Consider the following 25,348-nt stretch of genomic DNA (forward strand, 5'->3'; position numbering starts at 1 on the left):
CATTTAGAATTTTATATGTTGCTTTTCCAATTCGTCAAGGGCTAACTGGGCAACCAAGGTTGCTCCAATTACCGATAGGTGGGTATTGTCCACAATGCCATTTGGCCTGTGGGGATTTTCTCCTGGGGCAAAATGAAGATGGAGTTTTTTGGACCCTTCAACACCATATGATATTTCCATTTGTTCTGTCAATAATTGTAAGTCAATAAATGGCACTTTTAAATCCTTGGCCACCATTCGTGTAACTAAGGGGTAGGCACCATGAGTGTCTATCAACACCCCATTTTCGTTAAAATTTCGTCTTGTTATAGAGCTAAAAAGAATGGGAAATGCCTCTTTACTCCTAGCTTCTTTTACAAAACGTTCAAGGTTATAACGGTATTGGGTATAAGGGTTGGTATATCGCGATGAATCTTGGTGCTTTTGGTCATTATGCCCAAATTGAATAAAAATATAGTCTTTGGGTTTCACCGAATCCAATACTTTTTGCCAGCGTCCCTCAGCTATAAAGCTACGACTGCTCCTGCCGTTAACAGCGTGGTTGTGTACATGCACAGATTCTCCCAATAATTCGGGAAGCATTTGTCCCCACCCACGTTCCGGATTATTTGTTGGATCGGGTTTGTTGGCCATGGTAGAATCACCGATTAGGTAAAGGCATGTTTTCTCTTGGGAGTGATCCGTTGTTTCATGCTTCTGGGCACTGACCACAACTGAAAAAACAAATAGGATCCATTGAAATATATTTTTCATATTCACGTGTTTTAGGATTTAAAATTTAAATACCACTCCAACGGTTTATCTTGGACCTTTTCACCCAGTATATTTTTTGTGGTGTATTCTTTTGCCTGTGATTTTGTTAATTGGCGGCTCCATGAAACCCTTTGGGAGGGTTTGTATCCCGGTCCAAAACAACCGTACTCGCCATAAAAAGATTGTTTTTCAGCCTCTGTGTTGGACCAATTGTCCCATCCTATGGGGAGAATATGTTGACCCATGTAGCAATTAATGAAAACTGTTTTGGCATGGGTTCTCCATGGTCTTCCCAAATACACTTGGTCGGTCTGTGGATCTGCGGTTAGCCTACAGTCTATGAACACATATCCGAAGTCCATTCCTCTTGGGGTGGATGCAGCGGTAATAAAGGAATTGGATTTACTATGTATGGTACATTTTTCAAAAACTACAGTAGCGTTGCCAAAAATAAAATCCGTTGTTCCTTCTATAAAACAATTTTTGTAAAACTGTTTAAATCCCTCGCCAGAAGTATAAAGTGTATCTTGATTTCCTATTATCTTACAGTTTTCCACACGGGCTCTGTTCGCATTCACAGCAAGGGCTACTGCTTGTCCTACTGCTCCTGCCGTATTTTGAATGGTTAGGTTGCTGGCGTAGAAATCGTTGCCCTCAACAAGAAGGGTAGGGGTATGAAAAGTGCTGTTCCTGCCCAAATTAATCTTGTCAAAATAATCATCGTAGGTAATAATGGTATTTTCCCGGTCCTGACCTATTAATGATATTTTGGGATTCCAGGAATATACGTTTACCTTCTCATAGTAAACGCCATTCTTTATATGGATCAAGACTCTTTGGTCTGGATAGGCTTTGGCAGAATTAATGGCCTCTTGAATGGAAGTATAATCTCCACTACCATCTTTGGCCACGCTAATGTTATATCCTTTAAGGGATGCTGAAGTGCCTACAGGGTTGTTTTGAGCTAAAACGGATAGGTCTGCAAAGAATGTCAGAAGTAATAAAGTAAGGATAAACGAATTATTCATAATGACTCTTATGGTCCGGTCCACGGTATCTGAAACCAAGGGATCACATTTTTCAAATCTTTAATGTAATCGATTACACGAATATAGATAAAATATTATATCTTGTCAAGGTCGTATTTAATGATGGGGTTTTTTAGGATGGTTATGGTAAAGTATATGGAATATTTGGTCCATATAATCTACATGTATTGGCTATATCCTTTAATTTTGCCCCAATTTAAATAGTAAACTAAGTTATCAATTTTCAGTGAACATTAGTGGTATTGTTATAAAAACCAAGTTAAATAATTCATGAAAAAGAAAACGACCATATATGACATAGCGGCAAAACTTGGTCTCACTGCTGCTACAGTCTCTAGGGCCCTGAACAACAATACCAAAATTAGTTTAAATACACGGAAGCTGGTTCTGGAGACTGCCTTGGAAATGAATTATGAGCAGAACAAGTTGGCTTTGGCTTTAAAAAGCGGTAAGAGCTATAATGTTGGTGTCATTGTTCCTAGAATAGATAGTAATTTCTTTTCGTCGGTTATACGGGGTATTGAAGAAGAATTGTACCCCAAGGGTTACCATGTTATAATCTGCCAGACCCATAATCAGGAAAATATAGAAGTCGAAAAAATAAATTCCCTTGTAAATGTACAGGTGGATGGTATTTTAATGTCTATTTCCAATGCCAATCTGGAAGAAAATAAGGGTTTTAATAAACTTCTAAAAAATAAAAATACCCCTTTGGTTTTTTTTGATAGGAAGAAAGATATTAAGGGTGTCAGTTCCGTAACCATAGATGATTTTAAAGGTGGTTATGATGCTACCCAACATTTGTTGGACCAAGGTTGTAGGCGTATAGCGCACTTATCCAACGACCGTAAGTTTGAAATTTTTAGGAATAGGTATTTGGGATATAGGCAGGCTTTATTGGACAATGGTATTGAATTTGATGAAAGCCTGGTCATTGAGACACATAGTAGTGTTCTTGAGGGTAGAAGGGCGGCACGCCTTCTTTTGGATATGGAAACCCCACCGGACGCTATTTTTTCTTCCAGTGATTTCGCTGCTTTGGGTGTTATTCAGGAAATTAAGGAAAGTGGACTACATATTCCAGAAGATATTTGTGTTGTTGGCTTTTCCAATGAGCCATTTACCAGGTTTATGGAACTTACGACCATTACGACTGTTGATCAATATCCGTTGGAAATGGGAAGAAAGGCCGCTCAGGTTTTTTTGGAAGAGGTTAACAATACGGAGGACACTAAAATAACCCAAACGGTGGTACTCACCCCCCAACTCATTATTAGAAAGTCTTCTTTAAAACACAAAGAAGGTTGAAGAAATACGATAATTTCTTCAACCTTTTAATTATTGCACATTTAAGGTAATGGACTAACGGAATATTATAAAGACACGCCTCTACGCCAAGGAATAAAATCATTTTGATTTAACAATTTTGCCTTGGTCTGAATTTTTCCACTGGCCACTTCGATTATAAAGTCCAACATTTCCCCCGCCATTTCCTCGATGGTTTTTTCACCTCGTATTACCGCACCGGTTTCAATATCAATTATATCGGGCATTCTTTCCATTAGTTCGGTATTGGAGGAGACTTTTATAATTGGGGCAATAGGATTGCCTGTTGGTGTTCCCAGACCTGTTGTAAACAAGACAACATTGGCTCCTGAACCTACCATGGCCGTAGTGCTTTCCACATCATTTCCTGGAGTACACAAGAGGTTAAGCCCCGGCTTGGTAATGTATTCGCCATAATCCAAAACATCTTGAATGGGGGAGGTGCCTCCTTTCTTAGCGGCACCTGCAGATTTCATGGCATCGGTAATTAATCCGTCCTTAATATTTCCTGGTGAAGGGTTCATATCAAAACCAGATCCGGCATCCACCACCGACTTTTCGTAGGCCTTCATTAACTTTAGAAACTTTTGGCCCTTATCGTCCTCAACACATCGGTTTACCAATTCCTGTTCCACACCACATAGTTCCGGAAATTCGGATAGTATGGCAGTACCATTCAAGGCAGCCAATAAATCTGAAACGGCCCCTAAAGTGGGATTAGCCGATATCCCTGAAAATCCATCCGATCCCCCACATTCCAAGCCAACTCGTAATTTGGACAGTGGTGCCGGTTTACGTTCGGTATTATTGGCTTTTTTAATGGCTTCAAAGGACTCTTTGACAATGGTGGACAACATTTCATCCACTGTGCCCATTTGTTGTTGTTCAAAAATGAGTACAGGTTTATTTAGGTTGGGATTAATGGATTTTAAGGCATCTTTAAATACACTTATTTGGAGGTTTTGGCAGCCTAAACTCAATACTGTGGCTCCTGCAACATTAGGGTTGTTTACGTAACCTGCCAGGAGTTTTGCCAAACTTTCGGAATCCTGTCTTATACCGCCACAACCTCCTGGGTGTGTAATGAACTTTACATCAATATTGTTGAACACATTGCTGGAATTAAGATCTGCCGCAGTTTCTTCTGTAGTATTGTTCACCAAAGATCGCAGTAACATTTGATGTGGGTTTACTTTCTGTTGCAACAACTCCTTTTCAAAAACTTCCTTCAAAACTTCTATGTTCCTATTTTCGCAGAAAACCAAGGGGAAAAAAAGCCATACGTTTTCTGTACCAACCTGTCCGTCTTCCCGATGGTACCCTAAAAATGTTCTGACTTTCCACTTCTCCACATTAGGGGCGGTCCAACCAATGGTGCCCGTTTTTTCAAATACTTTTTCACTTTGGTGTTTAACATTTTCGGTAGTAAGTACATCTCCTTTTTCTATAACACCATTGGCGCTCCCTACGAGAACACTATACATAATAATACGATCCCCGGATTCAAATTTTTGAAGGGCAATTTTATGCTTTGATTTTGTATCCGATACCACGGTGATTTCTTCGCCTTCAAATGAAATTACTTCCCCAGCTTTTAAATCGACCAAAGCAACTGCTACGTTGTCCGTTGAATTTACCTTTATAATTTTACTTTTCATTTTATCAACCTCTAATTAGTTTTAGTTTAATGGCTTAAAACCTTTTACTGTAATTGGCATACCCTACTTCAATTCCATTTGTTTCAATTTCCTCCAGGGCTAGGGCAACTGCTTCGGAGAGATTTTTAACTTGCGTTAAATCCTCCCCCCAATAGGATTTGTTGCCCAAGGTTTTATTGGCGATTTCCAAATAATTATTGGATTCCCATATTTTGGCAAAGGCCTCCACTATTTCATCACTGTCATTTACGGGTAAATTTTCACCCTTCCAAGTTCCTTTGTAAAAACGTATTAGCGCAGCAAAGGAAAATGTTAAGTTGGTAGGTATTTTTTTATGAATGTCTATATACTCCAATAAACTTGGCAGTACCCTTACCTTAAATTTTGAAATTGAATTTAAGGCAATACTGGATAAGTTATGAATAATAAAGGGATTTCTAAATCGGTCCAAAACCTCTTCCGCAAAGCTGTCGAGTTCTTCCTTGGCCATTGGTAGGGTGTGGTTTATTTCATTAAATATGGCATTGTTTACGAATTGGCCGGTAAAGTGGTTGTCTACCGTTTGTTTAACCGTAGTATTCCCATATAAAAGGGAAAATGGTACCATGGCGGTATGCGCACCGTTTAAGATCCTTACCTTCCTAGTTCTATAGGGCTGCATATCGTTTACAATCTTAACGTCCAGATCTGTTTTGTGAAAGGGTAATTTTTCTTTTAGAGCTTCATCCCCTTCAATGACCCACAGCAGAAATGTTTCGGCAGCGACTATTAAATTGTCCTTATAGGATAGTTGGGCATTGTACTCTTCAATTTCATCCTTTGGGTACCCCGGTACTATGCGGTCTACCAAGGTGTTATGAAACGAGGAATGTGTAGTAAGCCAATTCTTAAAGTCTTCACCAAGATTCCAGTCATCGGAGTATTTTAAAATTATTTCCTTTAAGGTGTCCGAATTATGATTTATCAGCTCACAGGGAATTATAGTTAAACCTTTACCGGGATCGCCCTTGAAATGTTTGAAACGTTCATACAATAGTACCGTTAATTTGGCCGGAAATGAATTCGGCGGCTGCATTTCCATTGTGTCCGTGTCAACATAGGCAATACCGGCCTCCGTAGTATTGGAAATAATAAACTGAAGGGCCTCTTCCTTGGCTAAATTTAAGTATTCCGTGAAATTGCAGTAAGGGTCAACTCCCTTTACAATATTGGTGATAAGCTCTTTATGCTGAATTTCCTTGCCTTTCTGAATTCCCTTTAAAAACAAGGTATAAAGTCCTTCCTGCCCATTAAGCATATTTACCAAACCGCGTTCAATAGGTTGTACCACCGCTATGCCGGCATCAAAATTTGCTTCTTGGTTTAATTTTTGGAATGCATAATCCACAAATGCCCTTAGAAAATTTCCTTCTCCAAATTGTACTACCTTAATGGGCGATGTCGATTTTAAATGGGTAACTGTTCTGTTTAATGGTTGCATATTATTTTTTTATTATGTTACTATGGCTTTAACGGATTACCAGGGGAAGCTCCTAAAAGCATTTTAGTTCATCCCATCATAAAAATGTAATCGATTGCACAAATGTAGTATAATTTATGTTATCTACAATTTATTTCATCTTGGTTCTGATAGATTTTTTTTGATTGAAGGTATTATGAGTCCAGTAAATAAAAGGTGTTCAGCTTCAGGCTTTTCCCAAACGCCGATTGTGTGCATGCCTTGTTGGACGCTGTTGAATTTATTCAACACCAATCTATTTGTCAGAGGCAGGCAATACCCGTTTCAAAATTAGTTCCTATCTATAATTCCACGACCCTCTTTTCCTTGTTGCTTTGCAGGGCCGCCTCGATTATTTTTATAACGTTCATACCATCTGTGGCGGATACCGGGACCGACTTATTATTTCTTAAAGCTTGGTAAATACCTTCGTAATACTCCATATAGTCTCCATTTAAAGTTGGGACGTATTCCCTGATAATTTTACCGTTCTTCTCTGTATGCAACAATCCTTTTTCTTTTTCCGGTTCGGCTCCCCAGTCCTTTGTATCCGGTGTTTTCCCGGCCTGTAGGGCAGCCTCCTGTACATCGGCTTTGGATTTAATAAAGGACCCCTTGGTTCCGTGCAGTATATTTCCCGGTAAAATTTCACGAACGTAATAGCTGGATTTTAATGTTACCCGGTGTGTACCATAAATTAATTTTACATCAAAATAATCTTCTACCTTGGAATTTGGGCGAAAAGTATCCAAATCGGCATATATGGCATTTGGCATGCCAAACAGTACCAATGCCTGATCAATTAAATGGGAGCCAAGATCGTATAAACTCCCAACAGCTGCCGTTGGGGTTTCTTTATGTACTTTGTAACTCAGCCCTGGGTCATAACGATCATAATGGATCTCCGCCTCAACAATGGCTCCTAACCAGCCTTCGTCCAATATTTTTTTCACCGTTCTAAAATCACTATCATATCTTCTATTGTGATACACAGAAAGTGTTACATTTTTTTCCTTGGCCAATTGGATCAATTCTTCCGCTTGTGCAACTGTGGCTGTAAAAGGTTTTTCCACGATTACGTTTTTCCCTGAAATTAAAGCCTGTTTGGTAAAATCATAATGTGTTACACTTGGGGTATTCACCACTACCAATTCTATGTTTTCATCTTCCAGCATAACTTCCAGGTGTCGGAAGGTTTTTATATGGGGATATTTGGCCTGGGCATTATTTTTTGTTCTTTCCCAAACTCCATATAAACTGAATGCTGGATGTACCTCGATGAAGGGAGCGTGAAAAACGTATCCACTCATTCCAAATGAGCATAAGGCTGTGTTTATAGGTTTCATAAGCTTAAATTTTAAGTATACTAATTTATAGGTTTTAGATAATGACCAATTGAATAGTGGTCATTTGTACATATTTTTAAGTTTCATTTTAGCGCCTGAAATATTAATTCTTCCATAATTTCACAATAAGGATGAAACCTCAACCAAACTAGTTACAAATTAATCGATAACCAGGTTTGGCAACGCCAAGGAGAGCCACGGAAATAAAGTGACCAAAATTAGCACCAAAAAGCTTACCAACAGAAAAGGTAGTCCGGCCTTACTAACTTCCCCAATGGAAATCTTCCCAATGCTCGATGCCACAAAAAGACAGACCCCTACAGGGGGGGTGGTTAACCCAATAATTAAATTCAATACGGCGATTACTGCAAAGTGAATAGGGTCTACATCCACGGCAAGGGCTACCTTTAACAAGATTGGAAAAAGTATGAGCAAGGCTGCAATGGTTTCCATAAAGGTGCCCACCACTATCAATAAAAGATTGATCAATAGTAAAACCAGATATTTATTGTCGGAAAAGCCCAGGATTTCATTGGATATGCTTTGTGGAATTTGCTCCGTAATCAAGATATAGCCAAAAAGGTTGGCAAAACCTACCAAGACCATCAAGGAGGCCGAAGTCTTCATGCTATCCAAAATAATGACCTGTGTATTTTTTAAATTCAATTTTTTATAAACGAATTTGCCTATGATCAGCGCATAGACCACTGCAATAATTGAGGCTTCCGTTGGTGTAAAGATACCCCCAACAATACCATAAAGGATAATAAAGGTCATCAACAACGACCAGAAGGTATCCACAAAACTATTTGCAACATCCCTAAGACTGCTGCGCTTATGCTTGGGGTATTTTTTTCGTTTGGATATGAAATATGCCGTAAACAAAAGTCCAACCCCCAATAACAAACCAGGAAGCGCTCCCGCCAAAAATAATTTCCCTACGGACAGGCCACTCAAGGTGGCGGCTATGATCATGGGCACGCTGGGGGGGATTATAGGTCCTATAGTTGAGGAAGCTGCGGTAACGGCACAGGAAAAGTCCGTATCGTAACCTTCTTTTTTCATCGCAGGTATCATTATAGACCCCATACTGGCCGTATCCGAGATGGCCGTACCGGAAATTCCAGCAAAAAGCATGGAAGCGCCAATATTCACTAGGGAGAGTCCGCCCCGAATATGACCCAAAAGATGGTTGCAGAACTTAATTATTTTTTCGGTGAGCCCGCCCTGGTTCATCAAATTTCCTGCAAGGATGAATCCAGGAACACTAAGTAGGACAAAAACGTCTATGCCCGAGTACATTTTCATGGGTACTATGATCAAAGGGACCCCTTTGACCACCAAATAGCTTAAACAGGCCAGTCCTAGGGCGAAGGCAATAGGAAAGCGAAGTATCAGACCAAGAATAAAAACGATAACCAATATCCAAATCATGGTCTTGTATTTTTTATAATTTTCATAACTTTTCTTAGGAGGTAATAACTTATAGACGCGGACATAATAAACATGCCAAAGAAGGCTATGCCCATATTGAAGCCCATGCTAGGGGATTTTTCCGGGATTCCCAAAATCACGAATTTAATGGCATAAATGGCCATAACAACAAAAAGAATCAGACTCATTGTGGGCACCGTTATATTTAATATTTTTTTTATCCTTTCCGGGAGTCGATTGTAGAACATATCCAAGTGCACATAAAATTCATTTTTCATAGCCAGACCTGAAGCGAAAGACATGGCATAGATAAAGAAAATGCGTGAAGCTTCCTCCGTCCAATGCGGAGTGTTGAAGGGTGTAAAGCGGCAAATAATCTGAAGTAATACAGTGAATATAAGTCCCCATGTACTAAGTAAAGTACCAATTTTCAAGATACGGCCTATCATTTTATTGAACAACATCTTCCACCTTTTTAAATTCGCGATATATTTTCTGCATGTTAGGAGACAGACTTTCAAAAATGGCCCTTTCGCTTTTTTTAGCAAAGGCTTCTTGGTCCACCTCAATAAATTGCATGCCCTCGGCCTTCAATTGTTCTTGTACGTTCTTTTCGTTTTCTAGGTAGAGGTGGTGCTCATAGGCCTGCATTTCTTTGCCCGCCTTTAGCAATATTTCCTGTAGGTCCGGAGGAAGTTTTTGAAATTGTTTTTCGCCCACAACAGGATATACCCAACTTATGACATGACCGGTTAAGTTGAGGTATTTCTGTACTTCCGAGAAACCAGCATTATGGATCATGGCGAATGGATTTTCCTGTGCTTCGATGGTGCCCTGTTGTAGGGAGGTAAACACTTCGGAAAAGGCCATAGGTGTTGGTTTGGCGCCGAGCGCACTCCATGTGGTTACAAATGCGGGCACATTGGGTACCCTAATGATGAGTCCTTTTAGGTCGTCTGGATGTCTTATTGGTCGGTTGGAAGTTAAGTGCCGAGGCCCCCTTTCAAAATGGCCGAGGGAGCGTAACCCGGCCTTTTTGATCATTTCCTCTTCCATTAACTGTCCTATCGGGCCATTAATATAGCGATTCATATCCGTTGAGTCGCGCATTAGAAAGGGTAGCTCACAAAATGTAGCAACCTCGAACCAATTCGTTAAAGTGGATCCAGTAGCGGTCATGTCGATGACTTCGGCCTGGATCAGGCGAATGGCCTCGATCTCTTTGGCCAATTGTTCCGAGGGGTAAATCTCTATTTGGATACGACCTTTTGAGCGTTCCTCCACAATTTCTGCAAAATAAGCGAAGGCCTTGTACCAGGTATGGTCTTCATTGACCAAAAGTGCCGCCCGCATTAAAAACTCAGGGCCTTTTTTTTGAGGTTCGCAACTGCCAAATAGGAATATGGAGAATAAAGAAAGTACAAATGTAGCACAGAAACAGGCCATCCGAAGAGGGTTATTCATGGTTTTGGTCCTAAAGTGATTATTCCATATAAATATAACTATTTAGTTTTAACGGCCATAAAAGTTATATGGTTACAATATGGGGCGTATATTTTCAGGAATTCAGGGATAACCTTGTTGCAAGCCGATTTATTAGAGGAATTAGTATAAGCACTTGGGATTACTGCTATGGTATAGGGCAAAAGTCCTTGGATCAAAGCTTATAATTATGCAATAAATTCATTCATTATTGTTATGGCTTCCTCATCGGAAACCTGATCGAAATCCATATAAAATTGTCCCACGGCCTGAAAATTAAAGGGTGTTTCCAAACATACCACCTCATCAATATAGGGGGCTGCCTGTAATTTTTGTACCGTTAATTTGGGGGCTACTGGTATGGCGACCACTATTTTTTTTGGCTTTTGGTCATAGGCCAACTGTGCGGTGACCCGTATAGTGTTACCTGTGGCGATACCGTCATCGACAATGATTACCATCTTATCATTTAAGGGAATGGGAGACTTATTTTTAAAGTATTTGGTTTGATTTTTTTTTAGCTTTTCGCGAAGACGTTTTTTTTCTTTCTCGATATATTCGATCGAAATTTCAATGTTGTCGTCCAGGACAATATTGTGGAGGCTAAGAGCCCCAATGGCAAATTCCTTGTTGAACGGATGCCCTATTTTTTTGGAAAGGGCAACATCCAATTTTGCGTTTAATGATCTGGCCACAATAGCGCCCAAGGGCAATCCGCCCCTAGGGATTGCCAAAATTACTACATTTCCCTTATCCCTGTATGGATGTAACTTGTTGGCTAGTTGCTTCCCGGCATCGATTCTATCCTTGAACATTTTTTATGGGATTTTAGTTAACAACCATTCTCCTAGGCTAGAATACGGAGAGTTCGGCTATTTTTCCAGCTTTCCCACCTTGTCAAAAAGTCGGCCTGCATCCGAAATGGTTTCAATTTTACCTTCGCATTCCATTTTAACAAAGACCAGGATAGTCCTAGTATTGCCCAATCCTTTTCTCCAATTACAAATATTGATGCAGTAACCTTGGGTATTTGCTCAATGACAAGGTAGGGTCTTTCGTTTTCTATAACATGACATTTAATAAAATAAAGTAATTATAAGTGTAAAACAATGATAAGGGTCATGTACCAAAATCAACCATAAAAAAACCCTTGGGATCAAGGGCTTTTAATTGGAATGTCTTTTGCCGTGCTGCACGATTTATTAGCACAGGTGCTATATTGACCTACTAAAGTCTGACCAGCTCCTCTGTGTCAATAGCTTCCTTAAGCCTGGCTTTTATATAGCTATGGCTATTAAAAAAGCGTTTTCCGTTTTGTCTCTTAAGGTGCACTACTTTGCTACCATCGGGCATCACTATCATTTTGGAAACGATTACTTTGCTTTGGATAAGGGTTTTGTAGTTTGGGATGCCCCCTTTCTTAATGACAAAATTCATCCTTGGAACTTCTATATGTTCATATAGATTTGCCGAAGGACTTCCAATCATTAATACCGAGCCAACTTCCAAATCATCAATTTCGTTTGTTGTTGTCGATGCTTGTAGTAATGTAATTCCCAAAAAGAAATAAATTGCTGTTAATACTGTTTTCATAGTTTTACAGTTGTTTTTTAATTGTTTTAATCATTTTTACCGCTTAAAAATACTTATAATGGAATATTTTATTTCTTAAGATTTTCATAAATCGGTTGAAACAAAATCCAAAGGGAGGGTCAGTGATTTTACAATGCTTTTTGGCGGACTCCGCTTATAACTATAACACTGTGGGGTCGAGAACGGGTAAATCGTTTTCATCCGGGAGTGCCATGGTAGTATATGGCAAAAGGATAAAGGGGTATTGGATAATTGGGAAAAAATAGGCCTTTGGACCAAAGGCCATGACGATTAAATTTACCATAAATACCACTGGGCGAATTGAAATGGATCAATATCGCCCAGTAAGCTTATAGCGCCATCATCCTTTGGAGGATTATTTATAAAGGATAGATTTGGCCTCTCCGCCAAGATTAATACGTTATTTTGTATATGGAGCCGTTTAGATCATCGCTTACATACAATTCACCGTCCGGTCCTTGCGCCAATCCACAGGGTCTGTGCTCAATTGGGCCACTGGGATTTGCGAGATCTATACCGGAAAAGTTATCTGCAAATACTTCCCAATTTCCATTGGGTTCGCCATCTTTAAAAGGTACAAAGGCCACGAAATATCCTTTTTTTAACTCAGGGGACTGTCCATGGAAGGCAACAAAAGCACCGTGTTTATATTTTTCAGGGAACATATTCCCGGTATAGAAAAGAAGATCGTTTGGGGCCAAATGTGCAGGGAAGGCCATTATAGGGTCTATAGCGTTTTCGCCGGCTGTTATTGCCCCGTCCCCACCATATTCCGGAGCTAGCATTTTCTTCTTCTTAAATTGATCGTAGTAGATATAGGGCCAACCCGCATCGTCACCATCATGAAGTTCATATAATGTTTCTGCAGGCAGCTCTGCACTGTGCTTGGCGGTATAGTGGTCAGGATAAAAATCATGGAAAGCCCCCCGTCCATGAACAGCAGCAAACAGGGAGTTGGTTTTGTAATTCCAAGCTATGGCCACGGCGTTTTTTACTCCGGTGGCATAGCGTTTGCCATCGGCAAAGGTCTGGTTTAATTTGTCGGCCTTGAATTGCCATATACCACCTGCAGAATCCAGAATAGCACAGGGCATAATCCCATTTCCGGTACCCTCCTCACGACAGGAATCGTTCCATGAGCCTATGGTAACATAAAGGTTGGCATCATCATCCATTGTAAACGATTTGGCATTGTCACGTCCTTTATCAGCCAATCCGTCTACGATGTTCTCTGGATTTTCAATATCGATGATTTCTTCCTTTTCATTTAATTTGTAACGATAGACCCCAGAATTGGAGGAGGTATATAAATAATCATTTTTGATCAATATTCCTGTTCCAGGGAGATTGCCAAATGATTGTTCCATATCAATTTTTCCATCATTGTCAGTGTCCTTTAAGTGTATGATTCCTTTTTCATCTTTCAACTTGGATCTATTAACATAGATCTCCCCATTTTTTGAGACGGTCATATGTCTTAGGTTTCCCAAATCCTTGGCCATAAGTTCAACGGAAAATCCATCAGGAACCTCTATATTGGTATCATTGATAGGTTCTGCTTTTTTTGGGGATTTTTGCTTGCATTGGGTTGTAAGTGCCCCCAGCAAAACAATCATGGACAATGACTTAATGAGAGGGAAGGAGATTGCGTTCTTCATGAATATTTTTTAGTATGGTTTGATCAAGAGCTAAAGATAGTATATCAATCTTATTTTTTGGAAAAAAACCCCAAATTTGGCTTGGGAAGTTTTAATATTTTAAATTAATTCTCCCCATGGGCCAGTGTAAATAATATGCTTATTTTGGTTGTTGGATTATTTGTTCAAAGGAGCGCTCAGCAAAAACGAACCATGCCAATGGAGTATAACAAAATTCTAATTACAGCCGATGAGGCCATCAATATTGTCCTTGAAAATTTTAACATTCTAGGAAGCGCTAAACCCTTGCCCGGGGAAATCGATTTTAATTTTAAGATCGATGCAGCTGATGGTCGGGAGTATATTTTAAAAATCTCCAGGCCCAATGAGAATGAGGATTATTTGGATTTTCAACAGGAATTGTTGCTTTACGCCAGGGAACATGACGGAGATTTAAACACTCCCAAGGTCATTGAGGATATAAATGGAAATCCAATATCAGAATTTAAGGATAATTTTGGACGGATACGAAAGGTGCGACTCTTGTCTTGGGTAGCTGGCAGGGTCTGGAGTGGGGTGAATCCCCAATTGGAGGAGCTGCGCTATAGCTTGGGGAAACAATGTGGGAGACTAACACAAGCCTTGCAAGGTTTTGACCATCCGGAGGCCCATCGGGAATTTGTTTGGGATGTGGCCCAGGGCAATTGGACCACTGCCCACCTAAACCTCTTTGAAGGGGAGAAAAGAGGGATTGTTTCCTATTTTCAAAATTTGTTTAAGCTATCCCAGTCTGGTTATTCCCAGTTGCGCAAGGCCGTGGTACACAATGATGCCAACGACAATAACGTTATTGTTTCCCAAGACCTTATCGATCCCAAAGTGGTCTAGGCCATAGATTTTGGGGATTCGGTCTATACCCAGATTATTAACGATTTGGCCATCGCCTGTGCCTATGCCATTATGGGGCACAAGGATCCGTTGGAGGCGGCATTGCCCATTGTACGCGGCTATCACCATACATTTCCTTTGGATGAGAATGAACTGGAGCATTTGTATATGGCCATCGCCATGCGTTTGGTGATTTCGGTAACCAAATCGGCCATTAATAAGTTAGAGGAACCGGACAATGGGTATCTGTTGATCAGTGAAGAACCGGCCTGGGAGCTACTTCGAAAATGGAGGGATATCAATGCGGATTTTGCCCATTTTAGCTTTAGGGGGGCCTGTGGTTATACCGCTCATCCCAAAGAAGTAAAATTCTTGGCTTGGACCAGAAAGCATATTTTTTCCCTGGAAAATCTTTTCCCCACAGTTGGTTCCAATACAGTGTTTCCTCTAGACTTAAGTGTGTCCAGCACATGGATAGGGCATGAAGAGGACTTTAACGATCTGGACTACTTTCAATACAAACTCAATAAACTACAGGGAGAACATCCTTCCAAAATATTGGCGGGCGGCTATCTGGAGCCACGCCCTATCTACACCACTTCGTCCTATGATAAAATAGGGAACATGGGCAGGGAGAATAGGAGTATCCACTTGGGGGTCGATTTTTGGTTGCCGGCTGCAACGCAGGTACATGCTCTTTTTGACGGGGAAGTGGTTACCGCTGTAAATGATGCAGGGGATAAGCAATACGGCGGACTGGTAATTTTGAGGCATAAAGAGGAAGGCCTGGAGTTTTATACCTTATACGGACACCTATCAGTGGATAGTGCTACCAGCCATGTGGTGGGTGCTGGGCTAAAGGCTGGCGATACAATTGGGGTTCTGGGCAATCGTGCAGAGAATGGTAATTGGGCCCCTCATCTTCATTTTCAGATCATGCTTTCCATGCTCCATTTTAAAATCGATTTTCCGGGAGTAGGTTATTACAGTCAGGTGGACCTATGGAGAAGCCTTTGTCCCGACCCCAATATGTTGTTTAAGGAAAAGGCCTTGGCCCAAAGCGAGTCGGTTTCCAATTCGGACATCTTGGCCTATAGAAAACAGCATTTGGGAAAAAGTTTGAGCCTTCAGTACAAGCTGCCCATTAAAATGGTTCGGGGTGCAGGGCAGTACCTATTGGATGAATGCGGTAGAAAATATTTGGATACCGTAAATAATGTGGCCCATGTTGGTCATGAACATCCGGCCGTAGTAAGGGCAGGGCAGGAACAAATGGCCTTGATCAATACCAATAGCCGGTATTTGCACGAAAATATAAATGAGCTGGCCAAGGAGTTGTTGGAGACCCTGCCGCCAGCATTGAGTGTGCTCCATTTTGTAAATTCCGGTAGTGAGGCCAACGAATTGGCAATCCGAATGGTAAAGGCCGCTACGGGGCAGCGCGACATTATTGCTTCTGAGGTGGGCTATCATGGCAATACCAATATGTGTATCGATATCAGTTCGTATAAGTTTGACGGTAAAGGTGGCCAGGGCGCTCCGGAACACACCTATATTTTTCCGCTTCCAGATGCCTTTAGGGGCAAATACCGTGGGGAAAATACCGGAAGATTATATGCAAAAGAGGTAAAGGGGCAAATAGATAATATACATGCCAAGGGAAGGGGAGTAGGGGCCTTTATCATAGAGCCGATTATTAGCTGCGGGGGCCAGGTGGAATTGCCAGAAGGATTTTTGGCCCTGGCCTATCAATACGTTAGGGAAGCGGGCGGACTCTGTATTTCGGATGAGGTGCAAGTGGGTTGTGGCCGTATGGGCACTACCTTTTGGGGTTTCCAATTGCACGGGGTGGTCCCCGATATCATTACCATAGGGAAACCCCTTGGCAACGGACATCCCTTGGCTGCCGTGGCCTGTACCCAAGAAGTAGCGGAAAGATTTGCCAACGGCATGGAGTATTTTAACACCTTTGGGGGCAATCCCGTATCCTGTGCCATAGGCGCCGAGGTCTTGAGGGTAGTGAAACGGGAGAGGCTACAGGCACATGCATTGAAGGTTGGAACTTATTTGAAAAAGGAGCTAAGAACTCTGGCAAAGGAGTTTCCTATTATAGCTGATGTAAGAGGTCAGGGGCTTTTCTTGGGAATAGAGCTGGTAAATGGCCACATGGAACCTTTGGCGGAACAAACCGATTATTTGGCCAACCGTATGAAAGATCACGGTATCCTTATGAGTACGGACGGCCCAGACCATAATGTTCTAAAAATAAAACCCCCTATGGTCTTTACCCAAGCAAACGCCGAAGAACTAATTTTTTATCTAAGAAAAATTTTGGCCGAGGATTTTATGAAATTGTAACTCATTGTCTGCAATTATCCCAATAAACATGATGATTGTACGGTCGAGTCTGTTTGCGGACAAGCGAGGCTCGAGGAGACGGCCCAATAGAATCAATCGCGGATATTCAATATTGTAAGCCTCAATGCCTGTATAAACTAATCCATAATAAATTTGGCGCCCAATTCGAATATACTGGCACTTAGGCCGGTGGTTCTTTCATATTGGTTAAACCTAAAACTAATGCTCTTTAATCCAAATTTCCACACTTTGCTCTGGGTAAAAATGTCCTTGTAGGTTATGCCAAAACCGTATTGATTGCTATTAAATTCGGACAAGTCATAATCAGAGGTATAGTATTCATAGGTCGATAATGCCGTTTCTTTGGGATAAAAGTAATCGGAGGCTGTTTGGGTATAATAGCGGTACATGGGAAACACGGTAAACTTTTCCGATATTTTTATGGGGATTTCCAAACTTGCCGTATAGGCGCTAACCCCCCAATCGTCATAATAATATCTAAAATAAGCGCGTAGGCTCATTAGATCGTTAAGGTAGTACGAAAGCCTTCCACCAATGGGCAATTTAAATCTGGAAGTTGGCAATAGTTCCACATTGTCCGCCAACTGAAAATTCTCAATAAAAAAATTGTTCCTATCCTGTAAGTATACTCTTTGGTGGGGAGTAGAAAGTAATCCATCCTGTAGAACAAAATCCAACGACAGCGACGCTTGAAAACGTTTAGTGATAATCTGTGAAAAATTAAGGGAAAGTGAATAGGAATTTCGGTTCAAGTGGTTAAACTCATTAAATAATGGAGAATAGGTACCTGTTCCACTAATTCGGTCATCAAAAAAACCTTCCCGTAGTTCTATGGGATATTGTGGCTTATAAGTGTCCAAATATACTTGTGCACTAATTCCCAATTCTGTATTTTTTTCGTTCATGAGATGGGTATAACCGCCTCCGAACCCCACGGAAAAGTAATCGTACTCTGCAGAAATGGCTATGTTTCCGCTAAGGATGTTGTTTCTATTCTTGGAACTATGGGTAAAGGTAGGGTGGAAATAGGTAAGGGCATCGCTTTTGGAGGCGCCTGAGGACTCCACCCATGGGCTGGCGGTCTTGTTGCCGTCAAAAGGATTGATATTGCTGGAGGAAGCGGAAGTATAGGCGGATATTCCCGCATCCAAAGTAAGAACATTATCCTCTCCCAATGGGATACTGACAATAATGGTCGGGGTCATATCCGTTAATTTTTCTGTTCCCTCCCCACCGGTAACAGCGGCATTGTTCCCATCTTGACTATAATAACTATATAGTAGCTCCACTTCAGGAGTTTCCAAGACTTTCTTAACGTATTCCTGATTATTTCCTTGGGAAAATCCAGCCCATGAAATCAACCCCAAAAACAATATAGATCCTAATTTCTTCATTTCTTTTTAATTACATCCACATCCACCACCTGTTTTGCCCCCATTGGCTCCTGCAGCAGCTTCCCTATATATTTGAAAATTGGTTTCGAAGCGTTCCAGGCTTTTGGTGGCCAAAATCATCTCTTCGTCATTGAGGTAGACTTTGTCGTACTCCCTGACTGCAACGCAGGAGGATAGTGATAACATGCCCATAATAAGTATAATCAATTGTCGCATAATGCTATTGGGTTTTGTTAAGTTCAATATTTTTGGAAGTGTGGATGTTGTTCTCGTCGTCTATAATAATACATTCTACCCCTTTTATTTGATTAATTATATATAGGCCCGTTTCCACCCCGGTAATAAAAACGGAGGTAGCCAAGGCATCACATAATTCCGCACTTGGCGCAAAAATAGTAACACTTAGGATGCCAGTGGAAGGGTATCCTGTTCTTGGGTCAATAATATGGCTATATTTTACACCATTGAAGGTAACATATTTCTCGTAATTGCCCGATGTGGCAACGGCGGCATTGACTACCGGGAACCAGGAGAATATGTTGTCCTTGTTAAGGGGGTTGGTAATGCCCACCATCCAGTCCGTACCATCGGGTTGTTTTCCCCAGGTAGTTAAATCCCCAGAGGCATTTATTATTCCAGACTTTACGCCTTCCGTTTTTAGCATGGTTCTTACCTTATCAGCTGCATATCCTTTGCCAATGGCCCCAAAACCTATTTTCATACCTTCCAATTTTAGGAATACGGTTTGCGCATTCTTATCCAGTACAATGTTTTGATAACCAATTTTGGAAACCGAATTGGTTATGGCTTCCTTAGATGGCATTTGGGTCATGCTGCCATCATATCTCCATACCTTATCGATGGAGGCATAACTAATATCAAAAGCGCCATCGGTAATTTTCGAGATAGTAATACACCGTTCTATAAGGTCTATTAGTTCCGGATCAACTTTTACAGCTGATATGCCAGCATTTTTATTTATTTCAGAGGTTTGGGAGGAAGGATTCCATGAAGAAATCAACTTTTCAATTCTGGTGATTTCTGCAATGGCGGCGTCTATATAATGGTCAGCAGCAACCTCATCCTTTGCAACCACAGTTATATCGAACCTACTTCCCATTAATTTAGTGGTTCGCCTATGTGCTATGTCCTGAGCAAAGACGAAACATGGGATTAAAACTGCAAATGCAATTAATAATTGGTTTTTCAACCTTCAAATGATTTTAAAAGTGCTATGTATTCTTGCACGGATATGTTTTTAAATCCGGTTTGTCCCAGAATATTACCATTCGGGTCCAGGAGAAGTACCAAAGGGAAATATCCATTTTTATTGTATTTTTCAGCGAGTTGGGCGTTTTTAATCTTTTGATCCTCCGGGAGTTGATTCGCTTTTTTTCTGGGAAAATCTGCCCTTAGCATAGTCCAATGGTCCTTGGCATAATCCTGAAATTCGGAGGATTGCCAAATACTTTTATCCAGTCTAATACAAGGGGCACACCAATCGGAACCAGAAAAGACCAAGAGCACATTTTGGTGGTTTTGTTTGGCCAGGGCGGCAGCGGCTGTCCAATCGCTTTCCCATTTTTGAGCGGATAGGAAACTAGACAAAAGTAGGGTCATTATTAAAATCCGCTTCTCCATTCTATGAGGTTTTAATGATAAAAGTAAAGTTTTTGGGTCTATCAAAACATGACAACTATCATTAGATTTTGTCGGGCTTATATCAATACCTTACATCTATTGGTCCAAAACCATTGTTAAAAGAAAGTTCATTTCCAATAGAGTGGAGGATTATCATTTTAAATTGTTTAACCATCCTACCCATTGATTGGTCCATGTGGCCAAATGGGTGTCTTGTAGCCCCAGGGCAAAACCGTGACCTCCTGTTGGGTAGATATGCATTTCTGTGGGAACCTTATTTTTTATTAGGGCCGTATAGAACAAAAGACTGTTCTCCACGGGGACAGCGGTGTCGTCCGAGGCATGCAGCAAAAATGTGGGAGGGGTATCGGCAGTAACCTGTAATTCGTTGGAGAAATGTTCAACCATCTGTTGTGAAGGATTTTCCCCCAATAAGTTTCTTCTAGAGCCACCATGGGTATTTGGTTCTCCCATGGTAATAACTGGATAGGCCAAGGTCATGAAGTCAGGTCGTGCACTAAGGTTATCAATGGCATCTTTTTTGGGATATACCTCGTCATTATAGTGGGTACCCAAAGTAGAGGCCAAATGACCACCTGCAGAGAAACCTATTATTCCAATATTGGTAGGATCAATATTCCATTCCGAGGCTTTGGACCGCACTGTCCTTATGGCCCGTTGTGCATCCTGTAAGGGTACTTTGTGTATTTCTGTTTGTGATTTTAGACTGGGCAAACGATATTTTACTACTATTCCCGCTATGCCTTTGGCGTTAAGGAATTTTGCAAAATCAGTGCCTTCCCAGTCATATGCCAGTATACCATAACCACCGCCCGGGAAAATCAATACCGCCTGTCCGGTGGCTATTTTTTTCGCAGGAAGATATACTTCTATTTGTGGTACCTGTACTTTGGCTATCCTAACAATATCCGCGCTTACTACTTCCTCTTTTTCATCGGTCTTAATGGAGTTGGGTATGTTGTTGGGCCAAAGAGGCAGTACAGTGTTTTGGGCGTAAGTGGTCATGCTTAGTAAAGTGGAGAAAAGGAAAATAAATGGTTTCATTTTAATTTTTGAATAGTTTGATACGGATAAAGATAGAAAATATCGTTGAACAAGAAGGTTTAAAATTTTTCAGGCACATCCTGGCCCATAAGAAGGTTCGTATAATCAATTTTTGAAGCTGTACGGCCAATATTTTTGATGCCCTGTGGTTATTACAAGTAACATATTGATAATTATATGATATTATGTATTTTATAAAACACTGATTAAGAATTGTTTATATATTTGCTAGACTGCTTAATTCTCTTTTGGAAACATGCCTACAGCATAAGACTCCTTCCCTTGGTTAAGGGAAGGTGGATCCTGCATCCAAGCGCAGGAGACGGAAGGGATTGAAAGTCCAAGACAAGTGAAATAAGCTTATAGCCAATACAATTCCTTAGGCAAAACCACCGAGCGTTATATTATACATTAAGTTCCAGCCAAGGATGTGCGATTCCTCGTCGTCCCAAAAAGGGGATGCTGTCGAAGTAACTACTGCAGTCATTTCATACGAATAGAAGACCAAGGCGTAGTTGTGAATTTTATAATACACTTATTTAATATTTCCATTCCAATAGGTTGCACCCCTTCCGTCCCTTCAGCCGATTGCTGAAGATCCACCTTCCCCTGTCTAGGGGAAGGAGCCTTTTCTTAGGTTATATGTAAAGAATTTTAGATGCTACAAGTTCACGGATACTCCTAGAATAGAAATGACATGTACTAAATTACACAAGTAGCTCCGCTCAATGCTGAGGGAGCTAAATCTAATTTGTGAGCCAAGGATGTGCGATTCCTCGTCGTCCCGAAAAGGGGATGCTGTCGAAGTAACTATTGCAGTCATTTCGATCGATAGAGAGAAATCACACAAGTAGCTAATATGCAGTTTAATGAATACCCTTAAGATAAATAATCCCTTATCAAAATCACACAACTGGCTACCTTCAAATCTAAGGCTTATTCAAATCCAACAGAAAAGTCAAATATGTACAACTTCTCTCCCTAAGGTACCTATCTGGAGTTGCAAAAGGGCAACTCATTTCGAAGTGACTTTGGAGGTTCTTTTTGAGCTTTAATTTATTCTACTCTTTCTTTGTTGCAATCTCTATAACCCCGTGTTTACCTAATTTTCCATACTTATTGGAGGTGGATTCACCTGGTGCAAAACTGCCAATGCTTTCAATTTCCGAATACTTCATAGTAGGTACATAATCTTTTCCCTGGTTTACACCGTTGACAAATACCACGGCTTTTTCCATCCCTTGCTTTCTATATGAACTTAAATCCAATATATCATCTGGGTCGTTCGTGTTGATACCGTAACCTACTTTCCATTTACTATTTGGAGTTTTGCCATCTTCCCCTTTTATGACCTCATTACTTTCATTGTAGCTCGTTACATTGGTAGTCCAGTTGGCGTTGGGTTGTACGGCATTGTTGTTAGTGGATTGCACCTTCCATCCACTTTTTTTGGTAGTAATCTCTACTACGCCACTTTTTTTTCCTTTGATGCCATATTTTTTAAAGGCTGCTTCCCCTTTTAAAACGTTAATGCTTTCAATAGAACTTGGTAGGATATTACCCATGTCAAAATCTTCATCCTTTATAACTCCATCTATAACAAATAATGGTTCTTTATCGGATTTAATGTAGAGGTATGGATTATTTTGGGAAGTGTCTGAGGTTGTTTCTGAGACAATGGCATTTTGATAATTTTTAGTCGTGATCTCAATTGCCCCATTTTTTGCTTTTTCCCCATATATATTTGTGGCAGTGACTCCTTTTACGACATTAATACTGTGAATGTTCTTGGGATCTACTTCACTGACCTTGTAATCCTTGGAAACTTCCATGGCATCTATAATAATCAAAGGGTCTGCTGCTGCTGAATTATTCGTCGTAGCGGACGCCTTGATACGGATCGTTTCGGAATCATGGTTGGTTTTTTTAATTTGTTGATAGGCCTTAAGTCCATTCATGTTGTCATTTCCCTCCGACTCATGCCCCATAGAAATAATTTTATTATCCTTATCGGTTTCAATATATATTGAAAATGGTTTTATACCATTTAGATCCTTAAATGTATTGGTGCCTGTCATGGTCGTCTCATCAAGTTTGGAAACTGTAAACGATGATGATATGTTTGTGATTGCCCCATTTTGATTTCGCTCTATGTCTGCGAAAGTTTGGGAAACGCTATAATTTTTTTTGAGAGTGTTGGAGATTTTCTCCAGGTCTTCTGGCGTACTGATCTTGTAAATGGTAAATTCAACTTTGGTAGTGTCTGTATTGTTGTTCTCCAATGTTGATACCGGTAGGTTGGTCGGGGTACTTACCTGTGTTACCGTTTTGGTATTAAAGGCAACTAAAAAATAGGCAAGGAAAGGTACTACAAGCGTAAATTTCCAAGCTCTGAGATTGTTTGATCTGCTTTTGTTTAACATGACGATTCGTTTTTTGATTGATGAAGTAAAAAATGGATTGATGATTGATGAATATTGTTGGGCTGCCGAGGCGTTTTTCAGCAATAAGTATTGATATTCCTTAGAACTTCCCAAGTTATTTGAAACACATTGGTCTGCAATGTACTCCAGATTCTGTGAGACCGATTTTTTGTATAACCAGACAAAGGGATTTACCCATTGAAACGCAGAAAATAGATGGACCAACAAAATATCCAAGGAATGCAATTGAAGCGCGTGTATTTTTTCATGGGCAAGTATTTTTTCCAATTCATCGGGCTGGTGTAGGGCCGGATTGTAAACTATGAGATTGAAAAAGGAAAAGGGGGAGGTATCCGCCTTGGATTCTATTAACTTAAAAGCATTGACTTCCATAATTGTTCCCTGTTTTATCAATCGTCTTAAGGATAATAGTTGCATCCCAAGTCGGCCCAGGAAAAAGAGAACTCCACCGGCGTAAAGGATGGCAATTATGTTCCACCAATCAAATCCAGGAGTATTTATAGGAATGGATTCCACAGTCGCGGATTCCTCCAAAGTAAAGGGCAGGGGGTCTACCAGTACAATTTCGGTGAGTGTCCAAAGTGGAAATAGTAAGGCTATTAAAATCCCAGAAGCCAGGAACACTCTATGTAAGGCAAATAGGGTTTCCTTTTCCAGGAAAAGTTTATGGCAACACCAAAAAATGGCAAGAACACCACTGCTTTTTATCAGGTAAATAAGGAAGTCTTCCATTAATTCTTTTTTTCTATGAGCTTTATAATTTCTTTCAATTCTTCCACGCTGATCTTGTCCTCGGAGGCAAAATGAGAAACCAGATTCTTATAGGAATTATTAAAATAATCCTCAATGGCCCCGCTAATAAATTGTTTTCTGTACTCCTCCTTGGCTACCACTGGGTAATATTGGTGTGTGTTTCCATAGGCTTCATGGGACACATATCCCTTTTCTTCCAAGTTGCGGATAATGGTGGAAAGCGTATTGTAATGGGGCCTTTCTTCGGTAAACTCGGCTAGAACGTCCTTTACAAAAGCTTTCTCCAATTCCCATAGAATTTTCATTACCTCTTCCTCCTTATTGGTCAATTTTTTCATGGATCCTTATTTTTTTGTGCGTTACGGCTTAGGCCGTCAGGCTTTACGCTACAAGTCCTCGTTCTGGTAGAACTGCGGGCTTTTCACTCCAATCCTTAACGCTATCCAAACATATAACTATTTTTTTAGTTATGCAACTATAAAAATAGTTAAACAACTAAATATGTAGTTTTTGTTGGGTAAAGTCAGAATTTTAGAGACTAAATGATCACGAATAATGTAAAATAGAAATGCCATGGGCTAAATCACAAGTGGCTAATCTGAAGGCTCCCTGATACCCGTAAAAAAAAATCAACGGGTCATGTTAATGTTATGTCTGGGGATAAGCCATAGATAAGCCGTATATAGGCCGTATATAGGCCGTATATGAAAATAGGGAAAAACAAGCTAAATCCACCCCTTTTTGGTGCGCTAAAATAGCTCCGTTTCAAGACACTTTTTACCTTTCATGGACGGCAAAATACGATCCAGGATCCCTTGCGGAAAACAAAGCCAAAATGCAGTGTCTATATGAAGCTATTTTTTCCATAAGAATATTTGCATAAACACAACAATTGCTCCTGATCCAATTCTTCCTGTATAGATTGACCACAATTTTTGTATAGTCCCCAACAATTAGACTTGATCCGTGACTATCCCAATCCAATTC

The 25,348-nt window shown here is 40.5% G+C and carries 21 protein-coding genes; 3 read left to right on the top strand and 18 right to left on the bottom strand.

All coding sequences use genetic code 11. The features are described from left to right. Positions 1–3: 3 nt before the first annotated feature. Both QSE00_RS16015 and QSE00_RS16020 read right to left on the bottom strand, forming a co-directional pair. Positions 4–753, bottom strand: a complete 750-nt coding sequence (locus tag QSE00_RS16015) for a rhamnogalacturonan acetylesterase (RefSeq protein ID WP_286106725.1) — start codon at positions 751–753, stop codon at positions 4–6. An 11-nt stretch (positions 754–764) separates the two neighbouring features. Continuing rightward, positions 765–1,781, bottom strand: a complete 1,017-nt coding sequence (locus tag QSE00_RS16020) for a pectinesterase family protein (RefSeq protein ID WP_110354877.1) — start codon at positions 1,779–1,781, stop codon at positions 765–767. 291 nt (positions 1,782–2,072) lie between these two features. Here QSE00_RS16020 and QSE00_RS16025 point away from each other — a divergent pair, with 291 nt between their 5' ends. Next, positions 2,073–3,110: a LacI family DNA-binding transcriptional regulator gene (locus tag QSE00_RS16025; RefSeq protein WP_286106726.1), complete on the top strand. Its 1,038-nt coding sequence runs from the start codon at positions 2,073–2,075 to the stop codon at positions 3,108–3,110. A 65-nt stretch (positions 3,111–3,175) separates the two neighbouring features. On the opposite strand, the gene QSE00_RS16030 is transcribed toward QSE00_RS16025, so the two are convergent. The 9 genes from QSE00_RS16030 to QSE00_RS16070 form a co-directional block, all read right to left on the bottom strand. After that, positions 3,176–4,786 carry a UxaA family hydrolase gene (locus QSE00_RS16030; protein ID WP_286106727.1) on the bottom strand — a complete coding sequence of 537 codons (1,611 nt, stop codon included), beginning with the start codon at positions 4,784–4,786 and terminating at the stop codon, positions 3,176–3,178. 34 nt (positions 4,787–4,820) lie between these two features. Then, positions 4,821–6,266 (bottom strand): tagaturonate reductase, encoded by a 1,446-nt coding sequence (locus tag QSE00_RS16035; protein WP_286106728.1) that lies wholly within the window; start codon positions 6,264–6,266, stop codon positions 4,821–4,823. A gap of 320 nt (positions 6,267–6,586) precedes the next feature. Then, entirely contained in the window at positions 6,587–7,630 is a 1,044-nt protein-coding gene (locus tag QSE00_RS16040) for a Gfo/Idh/MocA family oxidoreductase (RefSeq protein WP_286106729.1), read from the bottom strand. 159 nt (positions 7,631–7,789) lie between these two features. Then, on the bottom strand, positions 7,790–9,064 hold the full coding sequence (locus QSE00_RS16045; RefSeq protein WP_286106730.1) for a TRAP transporter large permease: 1,275 nt from the start codon (positions 9,062–9,064) through the stop codon (positions 7,790–7,792). Beyond that, positions 9,061–9,528, bottom strand: a complete 468-nt coding sequence (locus QSE00_RS16050) for a TRAP transporter small permease (RefSeq protein ID WP_110354884.1) — start codon at positions 9,526–9,528, stop codon at positions 9,061–9,063. Before QSE00_RS16050 ends, QSE00_RS16045 begins: the two co-directional genes overlap by 4 nt. After that, positions 9,515–10,528: a TRAP transporter substrate-binding protein gene (locus QSE00_RS16055; protein WP_286106731.1), complete on the bottom strand. Its 1,014-nt coding sequence runs from the start codon at positions 10,526–10,528 to the stop codon at positions 9,515–9,517. Before QSE00_RS16055 ends, QSE00_RS16050 begins: the two co-directional genes overlap by 14 nt. 206 nt (positions 10,529–10,734) lie before the next feature. Then, the gene (locus QSE00_RS16060) at positions 10,735–11,361 is read right to left on the bottom strand and encodes a phosphoribosyltransferase (RefSeq protein ID WP_286106732.1); all 627 of its coding nucleotides are present in this window, start codon (positions 11,359–11,361) and stop codon (positions 10,735–10,737) included. A gap of 412 nt (positions 11,362–11,773) precedes the next feature. After that, positions 11,774–12,139 carry a hypothetical protein gene (locus QSE00_RS16065; RefSeq protein ID WP_286106733.1) on the bottom strand — a complete coding sequence of 122 codons (366 nt, stop codon included), beginning with the start codon at positions 12,137–12,139 and terminating at the stop codon, positions 11,774–11,776. Positions 12,140–12,552: 413 nt separating this feature from the next. Further along, positions 12,553–13,818 (bottom strand): PQQ-dependent sugar dehydrogenase, encoded by a 1,266-nt coding sequence (locus QSE00_RS16070; protein WP_286106734.1) that lies wholly within the window; start codon positions 13,816–13,818, stop codon positions 12,553–12,555. Positions 13,819–14,016: 198 nt separating this feature from the next. On the opposite strand from QSE00_RS16070, the gene QSE00_RS16075 reads away from it, so the two are divergent. Both QSE00_RS16075 and QSE00_RS16080 read left to right on the top strand, forming a co-directional pair. Next, positions 14,017–14,685 carry a phosphotransferase gene (locus tag QSE00_RS16075; RefSeq protein WP_286106735.1) on the top strand — a complete coding sequence of 223 codons (669 nt, stop codon included), beginning with the start codon at positions 14,017–14,019 and terminating at the stop codon, positions 14,683–14,685. Positions 14,686–14,730: 45 nt separating this feature from the next. Next, complete coding sequence (locus QSE00_RS16080; protein WP_286106736.1) at positions 14,731–17,043, top strand: aminotransferase class III-fold pyridoxal phosphate-dependent enzyme; 2,313 nt, start codon at positions 14,731–14,733, stop codon at positions 17,041–17,043. A 137-nt stretch (positions 17,044–17,180) separates the two neighbouring features. Here QSE00_RS16080 and QSE00_RS16085 read toward each other — a convergent pair whose 3' ends face one another. From QSE00_RS16085 to QSE00_RS16115, 7 genes are all read right to left on the bottom strand, one after another. Continuing rightward, complete coding sequence (locus QSE00_RS16085) at positions 17,181–18,458, bottom strand: DUF3570 domain-containing protein (RefSeq protein WP_286106737.1); 1,278 nt, start codon at positions 18,456–18,458, stop codon at positions 17,181–17,183. Positions 18,459–18,464: 6 nt separating this feature from the next. Then, positions 18,465–18,674, bottom strand: a complete 210-nt coding sequence (locus QSE00_RS16090; protein WP_110354890.1) for a DUF4266 domain-containing protein — start codon at positions 18,672–18,674, stop codon at positions 18,465–18,467. 4 nt (positions 18,675–18,678) lie between these two features. Then, entirely contained in the window at positions 18,679–19,668 is a 990-nt protein-coding gene (locus QSE00_RS16095) for an FAD:protein FMN transferase (protein WP_459076847.1), read from the bottom strand. Continuing rightward, positions 19,665–20,099 (bottom strand): thioredoxin family protein, encoded by a 435-nt coding sequence (locus QSE00_RS16100; protein ID WP_286106738.1) that lies wholly within the window; start codon positions 20,097–20,099, stop codon positions 19,665–19,667. Before QSE00_RS16100 ends, QSE00_RS16095 begins: the two co-directional genes overlap by 4 nt. Positions 20,100–20,252: 153 nt before the next feature. Then, positions 20,253–21,164 (bottom strand): alpha/beta hydrolase, encoded by a 912-nt coding sequence (locus QSE00_RS16105; protein ID WP_110354893.1) that lies wholly within the window; start codon positions 21,162–21,164, stop codon positions 20,253–20,255. A gap of 1,061 nt (positions 21,165–22,225) precedes the next feature. Further along, a complete protein-coding gene (locus QSE00_RS16110) occupies positions 22,226–24,340 on the bottom strand; it encodes a M56 family metallopeptidase (protein WP_286106739.1) in 2,115 nt (704 codons plus the stop codon). Next, on the bottom strand, positions 24,340–24,699 hold the full coding sequence (locus QSE00_RS16115; RefSeq protein ID WP_286106740.1) for a BlaI/MecI/CopY family transcriptional regulator: 360 nt from the start codon (positions 24,697–24,699) through the stop codon (positions 24,340–24,342). Before QSE00_RS16115 ends, QSE00_RS16110 begins: the two co-directional genes overlap by 1 nt. Between the last annotated feature and the right edge of the window lie 649 nt (positions 24,700–25,348).

It is taken from the genome of Arenibacter flavimaris, from assembly GCF_030291335.1.
GTDB lineage: Bacteria > Bacteroidota > Bacteroidia > Flavobacteriales > Flavobacteriaceae > Arenibacter.